The sequence below is a fragment of the Caballeronia sp. M23-90 genome, assembly GCF_053574605.1.
This window is the reverse complement of record NZ_JBSIPA010000404.1, coordinates 1-6,012: the sequence shown is the minus strand read 5'-3', so window position 1 is coordinate 6,012 and position 6,012 is coordinate 1. Positions and strand designations below refer to the sequence as shown.

Annotated in this window: 7 protein-coding genes and 1 pseudogene; 5 read left to right on the top strand and 3 right to left on the bottom strand. The window is 61.0% G+C overall.

Features of this window, described 5'->3' with window-relative positions; translation table 11 throughout:
• Positions 1 to 961 (bottom strand): FAD binding domain-containing protein (locus ACRXB1_RS28300; RefSeq protein ID WP_449493912.1); only part of this gene is annotated, 961 nt, incomplete at its 3' end.
• The gene (locus tag ACRXB1_RS28295; protein ID WP_449493911.1) at positions 961 to 1,491 is read right to left on the bottom strand and encodes a 2Fe-2S iron-sulfur cluster-binding protein; all 531 of its coding nucleotides are present in this window, start codon (positions 1,489 to 1,491) and stop codon (positions 961 to 963) included. The genes ACRXB1_RS28300 and ACRXB1_RS28295, both read right to left, overlap by 1 nt.
• A gap of 367 nt (positions 1,492 to 1,858) precedes the next feature.
• Between ACRXB1_RS28295 and ACRXB1_RS28290 the strand changes: the two genes are divergently transcribed.
• The 3 genes from ACRXB1_RS28290 (at position 1,859) to ACRXB1_RS28280 (ending at position 4,099) form a co-directional block, all read left to right on the top strand.
• Positions 1,859 to 2,815 carry an NADP-dependent oxidoreductase gene (locus ACRXB1_RS28290; RefSeq protein ID WP_449493910.1) on the top strand — a complete coding sequence of 319 codons (957 nt, stop codon included), beginning with the start codon at positions 1,859 to 1,861 and terminating at the stop codon, positions 2,813 to 2,815.
• 144 nt (positions 2,816 to 2,959) lie between these two features.
• A complete protein-coding gene (locus ACRXB1_RS28285) occupies positions 2,960 to 3,388 on the top strand; it encodes a cupin domain-containing protein (protein ID WP_062001383.1) in 429 nt (142 codons plus the stop codon).
• Positions 3,389 to 3,511: 123 nt separating this feature from the next.
• Positions 3,512 to 4,099 (top strand): LysE family translocator, encoded by a 588-nt coding sequence (locus tag ACRXB1_RS28280; RefSeq protein WP_449493909.1) that lies wholly within the window; start codon positions 3,512 to 3,514, stop codon positions 4,097 to 4,099.
• A 22-nt stretch (positions 4,100 to 4,121) separates the two neighbouring features.
• On the opposite strand, the gene ACRXB1_RS28275 is transcribed toward ACRXB1_RS28280, so the two are convergent.
• Complete coding sequence (locus ACRXB1_RS28275; RefSeq protein ID WP_449493908.1) at positions 4,122 to 4,949, bottom strand: AraC family transcriptional regulator; 828 nt, start codon at positions 4,947 to 4,949, stop codon at positions 4,122 to 4,124.
• A gap of 251 nt (positions 4,950 to 5,200) precedes the next feature.
• Between ACRXB1_RS28275 and ACRXB1_RS28270 the strand changes: the two genes are divergently transcribed.
• Complete coding sequence (locus ACRXB1_RS28270) at positions 5,201 to 5,602, top strand: GFA family protein (RefSeq protein ID WP_449493907.1); 402 nt, start codon at positions 5,201 to 5,203, stop codon at positions 5,600 to 5,602.
• A gap of 288 nt (positions 5,603 to 5,890) precedes the next feature.
• A pseudogene (locus ACRXB1_RS28265) lies at positions 5,891 to 6,012 on the top strand (DUF2760 domain-containing protein); the annotation flags it as partial.

Below are 6,012 nucleotides of genomic sequence, written 5' to 3'. Positions count from 1 at the left end.
TCTGCACCGACTCAGCATGACCGGTCTGGCCGCCGCTTACGGTCTCATACTGCGCAGTACTTGCCTGACCGCCCGCGTACCCGGAAACTACTTTCGTCACACCATTGACGTGCTGGAACACGCCCTGGCCCTTTAGGGCCGCCTCGGCTGCATTCGCGCGCCACGGTTTGTGCGCAACGCCACCCAGCGCGATACGCACTTCCTTCACAACGCCGTCCTGCACTTCCAGGACCGCAGCTACCGAGACGAGCGCAAAGGCATAAGACGCGCGATCACGCACCTTCCGGTAGCTGGAACGCCCCGGCAAAGCGGGCGGCAGGGTCACGGCGGTGATCAACTCGCCGGGCTCCAGCACCGTTTCGATCTGTGGCGTATCACCGGGCAGTACGTGGAAGTCGACCAGCGGAATGTCGCGTGCGCCGCCGGGACCTTCGACGGTTACTACCGCATCCAGTGCAGCCAGCGCCACGGCCATGTCCGAGGGATAGGTGGCGACGCAGGCATCGGAGGCGCCAAGGATGGCGTGCATGCGGTTGAAGCCCTCCATGGCGTCGCAGCCCGTTCCGGGCGAGCGTTTATTGCAGTGCGCCGCGTCGTCATAGAAGTAGCCGCAGCGAGTGCGCTGCAGGAGGTTGCCGCCGACTGTGGCCATGTTGCGGATCTGGGCCGAAGCACCTGCCAGGATGGCCTCGGACAACAGCGGATAACGCTCGCGCACGAGCCGGTCAGCCGCCGCTGCCGTATTCCTGACCCCGGCGCCGATCCGCAGGCCGCCATCGCCGACAGCTTCTATTGCACACGAGAGTCCGGTTATGTCGACCAGTACCGCCGGATGCTCGATGGTCTCGCGCATCAGGTCAACGAGATTGGTTCCTCCGCCCAGGTATTTGGCGCCCGATTGAGCGCCTAGCGCCAGCGCCGCTTGCGGGTCCGAAGCACGTTCATAGGTAAAGGGATTCATCAGGCGGCCTCGCGCGTGCCGGGCTCGGCCTTGTCGGAACCGAACGTTTCCTGGATTGCATCGACGATGCCGTTATAGGCGCCGCAGCGGCACAGGTTGCCACTCATTCGTTCACGCAGCTCGGTGTCGGTGAGTGCGAAGCCCTCCGCAGCCACGTCGTCGCTGACATAGCTTGGCACGCCGCGCTTCAATTCCTCGACCATGCCGATCGCCGAGCAGATCTGCCCGGGGGTACAGTAGCCACACTGGAAACCATCGTGTTCGACGAAGGCGGCCTGCAGCGGGTGAAGCTTGCCCGGTTCGCCCAGTCCTTCAATCGTGGTGATTTCGCAATCTGAATACTGCACCGCCAACGCGAGGCAACTGTTGATGCGTGTCCCGTTGACGAGCACGGTGCACGCGCCACATGCGCCCTGATTGCAACCCTTTTTTGCGCCGAACAGGTGACGCTGCTCACGCAGCAAATCGAGGAGCGATGTCCTCGGGTCGAACTCCAGCTCTAGCTCGTTGCCGTTGATGACGAAGTGCATGCTTGTTCCCTCAAGTTAGGGATTACGTCGTGGGGTGATGTCTGCCGGCCGTCACGTTCAAGAACCGATGTCGGGCGGCTCGGGGCTTGGCAGGGCCGGGGGCGATCGCCGGGAGCCGACGGTGGAACCACACCGGCTGATCGATACTGCCACCCGAGCTTTTGAACGCAGCAATTCCCGGGCCTTGGCGTGCTGGATGGCGTTCGCAGCCAAGGCGCGTCATAGGCGGCTCTAATCAAACCGATTCTCGGCGCAAGGATGCCGATTCGGCCTCCAGTATGCGACCTATACTAATTCCGAGAACGTAACCGGCTAAAACGCACAACTTTCCCGCGATTTTCGAACCCTCTGCCTGGAGCTTTGAATCATGGATCCGTTGACATCGGCATTGCCCGCAGCGTTCAAGGCTGTCCAGATCGATAGTTTCGGCGGTATCAGTTCAATGCAATACCGGAACGTCCCGCTCGAGCGCCCTGCGGCAGGTCAGGTTCTGCTGCGTGTCGCGGCTGCCGGAGTCGGACCATGGGATGCGTGGATCCGCTCGGGCAACAGCGTCTTGCCCCAACCGCTTCCTCTGACATTGGGTTCGGACATTGCCGGAACCGTCGTGACCACAGGAGAAGGGGTAAGCGGATTATCGGCAGGAGACGATGTCTTCGGCGTGACCAATCCAAGATTCACGGGCGCGTATGGCGAATACGCGCTTGCGGATGCGGGCATGATCGCGCGCAAACCTTCCACGCTGAGCTTCGAGGAAGCGGCGTCCGTGCCCGTCATAGCAGTCACGGCGTGGCAGATGCTTTTCGAACAGGCACAACTGAAGGAAGGCGACCGGGTTCTCGTATTGGGCGGAGCCGGCAACGTCGGCGCGTTTGCCGTTCAACTGGCCCGCCGTGCAGGCGCCTTCGTTATAGCCAGTGCATCGCACCGGGATGCGGACCTTGTGATGTCGCTTGGCGCAGATCAGGTGTTTGATACCCGCGAACAATCATTCGATGAATACCGGCATTCCGTCGATGTCGTGATTGACTTGATCGGCGGGGAGTCGCTTGACCGTTCCTTTGAAACTGTCAAACCTGGGGGCAAGGTGGTATCGGCTGTCGCTGAACCCAATGCCGAGCGGGCAGCGGCGGCTGAAGTAAGCGCGAACTTCATGTTGGTCAGGGTCAACACTGCAACGCTCATCGCGCTTTCCGAGTTGCTGGAAACGGGAGCGCTCAAAACACGCGTTGGTGAAGTTCTGCCGTTGCCGGAGGCTCGGGTAGCTCATGAGATGCTTGAGGGCCGCAAGCATGCGCCGGGGAAAATCGTGCTTGTTCCGTGACGCCGGCATTGAACCGCTGACGAAATCCGCATCAATTCGTACTGTTTCACTATTTAGGTTAACGAAGGATATCGCACCGACTGAAAGTCGCCACTGGCTCGCCTTGTTGCATCGCAACTCACCTAAAAACCTGGAGGTCGCCAAATGACGATCAATACACTTGTATCGGCCGCGGCGTTGGCGGCGTCGATGGCAATCATCCCTGCCGCTGCGGTCGCGCAGAATGAGGACCTCGTGCGCGAAACCATCACGCCTGCGTTCGCAGATGCGCTTCCCAACGTGCCCGGCAAGACTATCTCCGCGATCGTCGTCGATTACCCGCCCGGCGCCAAGTCCATTCCACACCGTCATGGGCAGGCCTTTGTTGTCGGCTACGTACTCCAGGGCCAGATTCGCAGTCAGTTGGGCAATGGCGCGTCCCGTGTCTATAACGCCGGCGAGCATTGGACTGAAGCGCCCGGCGTTCATCACACCGTCAGCGAAAATGTGAGCGCTTCCGCGCCGGCAAAATTGCTGGCGATCTTCGTCGCCGATACAAAGGACAAGAATCTGGTCATCTGGGACAAGAAGTGAATCTTCGTTCCGTGGTGTGCCTTGCCCACCTCGGCTCCTGCAAAAGGGCAGTTTTATTCAATACACGCGCTCGTTCACCACTTAACTTCGGGATGTCGTTCACATCTGACTTGTCCGAAGCCCATGAACCAGTTCTTATCGATGTCCGCGTTTGCACTTGTCTGCTCGATCACGCCCGGCCCGGTCAATCTCGTTGCACTCAGCACCGGCGTGCGCAGCTGCGTCGGCGCTGCAATGCGGCACGTGACCAGCGCGACGATTGGTTTCACCGTGCTGCTTCTGCTGATTGGTCTTGGTCTGAATCAGGTCCTGGCGCACTGCCCGCAACTGATGCAAATCATTCTGTGGGCAGGCGTCGTGTACCTGTTGTTCATGGCTTGGCAGCTTGCACGCGACGACGGCAGGCTCGCCACCAATCAAACCGATGAAAAAGCATCGGCCGCCTCAGGAGCCGCGATGCAATGGCTCAACCCGAAGGCATGGCTTGCATCGACAGCGGGAATGGGTGCTTATGCGGCAAATGGCGACACGTTCATGGTGTGGCGCTTCACAGCGCTGTTCTTCGGCATCTGCTTTGCATCGCTTTCGTGCTGGGCCGTAGCGGGAACATTGCTGCGCCCGCATCTGCATGAGCCGGCGCGCGTGCGGGTTTTCAACCGCGCAATGGCCGTCCTGCTTGCCGTCAGCGCAATCTGCCTTTTGAAAAGCTAGCGGCCTGCAAACAATTTCGCAATCAGCCGCGATACTGCCCCGGCGTCGCCGCGACAAGCTGCCGGAATACCCGATGCAGATGCGCCTGGTCGGCGAAACCGGCGTCGGCGGCGACTTCGGCGATCGGCCGGCCGCGTTTCAACTCGGCGCGACTGAATTCGACGCGGCAATTGACCAGATACGCGTGCGGCGTCATTCCGTAGCGGGACTTGAACGCGCGGATCAGATATGACGCCGACAGTTGCGCCGCCGTGCAGATCTCGTCGAGCGAAAGCGAGCGCGTGCGATGCGCGCGGATGTATTGCACCGCGCGTTCGAGCTTGTGAGACTTATCCTTTGCCTGCGCGGGGGCGGGATTCAGCCAACGGTGTGCATCGTCGATAAACTCGATTACAGCGCTGTGTTTTTGCAGCGGGTCAGCAAACTTGTCGATCAGCGTCGCGTAGAGCCGGTTCAGCCCGGCGTAGAGCTCGGGCTGCCAGCTCGCCGCGGTCGAGAAGGCACGAAACCCTTCGCCGTGGCTGAAGCCAAGATCATGCTGGAGGGACGTGAGCCATGCCGTATCGATATTCAACATCCGATAAGACCATGGCCGGTCATCGAGCGGGTTGCACGCGTGCACGTCGTGCGGATTCATCAGCACGACCGCGCCCGGTCCCACGCGCTGACTCACGCGCCCGCTCTCATAGATACTCTCGCCACCCGTCACCGCGCCGATCGAGAACGTCTCGTGGGCGTGCCTGCCGTAGCTGATCTTGCGGCCATCGTCGATTGCGCGGGCTTCAATGAACGGCAGCCTGGCATCTCGCCAGAAACGTGGAGTCGATACGCGAAGAGAGCTTGGCGCCACGGACAGTTCCCCTGGGTGTTCGATGAGTCATGCGTCGTTAAGCAATGAATGAGCAACGAACGCCGCGCATGCAGCCACGGCGCCGGACGATTCTAGCGTGGATCATTACGCCCTCTCTCGAAGCAATCGAGCGTTCGACTTCGGCATATCATTTCCCTGAACCGACGCATTGGCGGCCGGAGGCCGCCTTATGAAGCGCCTGACAGACCCCAATCCGATGCGATCAAAACCTTTGAGCCAGGGAGACAAAGATGAAAGTCGAAGGTAGTTGCCATTGCGGTGCAATCGCTTACGAGGCCATTGTCGATCCACAAAAGGCCGGCGTTTGCCATTGCACCGATTGCCAGACGCTCTCCGGCGCGCCCTTCCGGGCAAGCGTTCCCGCTGCGGCCGAAGACTTCCGGATCTTGCGCGGCCAGCCGAAGATCTACATCAAGACGGCCGAATCCGGTTCACGACGCGCCCAGGCCTTTTGCGCCGATTGCGGCACGCCGATCTATGCCTCGGCCGCCGATAACCCCACCCAGTTCAATCTCCGCCTCGGCGCGATCGCGCAGCGCGCCCGGATCCCCGGGCTAAAGCAAGGTTGGTGCAGCTCGGCGCTTGCGTGGGCGCGGAACATTGAAGATCTGCCGGAATCGTCGCAACGCTAAAATCCGGGCGATTGGCGGCTGGAAACACACCAGAAAGCTGCGGCACTGGGCGACGGCTTGGTCGCCCAAATTACGCTCATCGAACGGCCGATGCCCGCCTCAGGGCAAAATACGGGTTTCGCGGCCATAACGCGCCCCGGCAATCTGCCGGTGGTGCGCAGCTTGCAATCACATTACCGAACCGGAAAACGCCGCCAGACCCAGGGCCTTTGTCCCCGCCGGCGTAAAAGGACAGCCGCGGGCAGCCAGTCCCGGCGCGTTCGTCGAAGAGCACAACAGGAGTCGTTTATGAGTGATTTGAATGCGTCGTTCCTCAGCAGGTTTTCTCTCGCCGTGGGAACGTTCTTCGCCATTTTGGGCGACCGCGAAGTCGCAGCCGGCGTGCGCCGCGTGCGCGACGGCGAAACCGA

What these genes read in the sequence shown, in the direction of transcription:
- ACRXB1_RS28285 (WP_062001383.1), top strand. Translation starts at nt 2,960, where the DNA reads ATGACGATCAATACACTTGTATCGGCCGCGGCGTTGGCGGCGTCGATG.
- ACRXB1_RS28295 (WP_449493911.1), bottom strand. Translation starts at nt 1,491, where the DNA reads ATGCACTTCGTCATCAACGGCAACGAGCTAGAGCTGGAGTTCGACCCG.
- ACRXB1_RS28280 (WP_449493909.1), top strand. Translation starts at nt 3,512, where the DNA reads ATGAACCAGTTCTTATCGATGTCCGCGTTTGCACTTGTCTGCTCGATC.
- ACRXB1_RS28270 (WP_449493907.1), top strand. Translation starts at nt 5,201, where the DNA reads ATGAAAGTCGAAGGTAGTTGCCATTGCGGTGCAATCGCTTACGAGGCC.
- ACRXB1_RS28290 (WP_449493910.1), top strand. Translation starts at nt 1,859, where the DNA reads ATGGATCCGTTGACATCGGCATTGCCCGCAGCGTTCAAGGCTGTCCAG.